A 1,026-nucleotide genomic window follows, 5' to 3' on the forward strand; every position below is an offset into this window, starting at 1 on the left:
AGCGACGTACGAGCGGACACACAAACCTGCAGCCTAAGCAAACGAAATGGGATTTTCATACATTCTCGGTTTGGTGTGTCCACCATATTGACTTAATACCACAATTAAACTTGGATAATAGTATTGTTCGGCATCAAACGACCATTGAAAAGCAAGACTATGAACGATTAAATGGGCATAAAGGTTTATGCCTTTGGTTTACTGGAATTTCAGGAGCGGGTAAATCAACAATCGCAAACGCAGTTGAGGAAAGACTACATACTATAGGGATACACACATATCTACCTGATGGGGATAATGTCCGTAAAGGATTAAATGGAGATCTAGGTTTTAGTAACGTGGATCGTAAGGAAAATATTTGACGAGTAGGGCAAGTTGCTAGTGCCCATTCAGACAACATCGTTTGACAAAAAGAAAGGGATATTCAACCAATGAGCGAATGATTATTATGGGTGATAATCATGTGTATATATGTGCGGGAATTGACGGCGGAAGAAGGCAATAAATTGGTTCGTATTGCTCGTAAAGGCTCGGACTCAGTGGAAGTTCGACGTGCGCTCGTTGTGCTGGCATCTGCACAGAAGATGAAAGTGCCGGAAATCTCTGACCTGCACCATCTGTCAAAGGAGCATATTCGGCACATCATTCAGGTATTCGATGAGGATGGGTTCAAATCGCTCAAACCACGTTACGGCGGTGGCAGACCCCGTACTTTCACGGACGAACAACGTGCAGATATCATCGAACTGGCCCAGATTCCACCAAAAGTGTTGGGGTTACCGTTTACGCAGTGGTCGTTGTCTAAGCTTAAAGAAACGAGCTGAACAAAAAGGAATCGTCAAGTCCATCAGCATTGAAACCATTCGCGTCATTCTGGATGAAGTGGACATCACATTGGTATTAAGTCAATATGGTGGACACGCCAAACCGAGAATGTATGAAAATCCCATTTCGTTTGCTTAGGCTGCAGGTTTGTGTGTCCGCTCGTACGTCGCTTGGTATTGGGCTGGTGTTTTGTAATTAATA

The 1,026-nt window shown here is 43.8% G+C and carries 2 protein-coding genes; both read left to right on the forward strand.

The window, feature by feature from the left end; translation table 11 throughout:
* The coding region (locus ACFSB2_RS15035; protein ID WP_377943908.1) for an adenylyl-sulfate kinase at positions 1–362 on the forward strand (362 nt) is incomplete at its 5' end.
* A gap of 99 nt (positions 363–461) precedes the next feature.
* On the forward strand, positions 462–824 hold the full coding sequence (locus ACFSB2_RS15040) for a helix-turn-helix domain-containing protein (RefSeq protein ID WP_377943909.1): 363 nt from the start codon (positions 462–464) through the stop codon (positions 822–824).
* The last annotated feature ends 202 nt before the right edge of the window (positions 825–1,026 follow it).

Origin of the sequence: Alicyclobacillus fodiniaquatilis, from assembly GCF_042678105.1 — a bacterium.
Lineage (GTDB): Bacteria > Bacillota > Bacilli > Alicyclobacillales > Alicyclobacillaceae > Alicyclobacillus > Alicyclobacillus fodiniaquatilis.

Bases quoted from the DNA above. Each gene is read 5' to 3' on its own strand.
- ACFSB2_RS15040 (WP_377943909.1), top strand. From the start codon at position 462: ATGTGTATATATGTGCGGGAATTGACGGCGGAAGAAGGCAATAAATTG.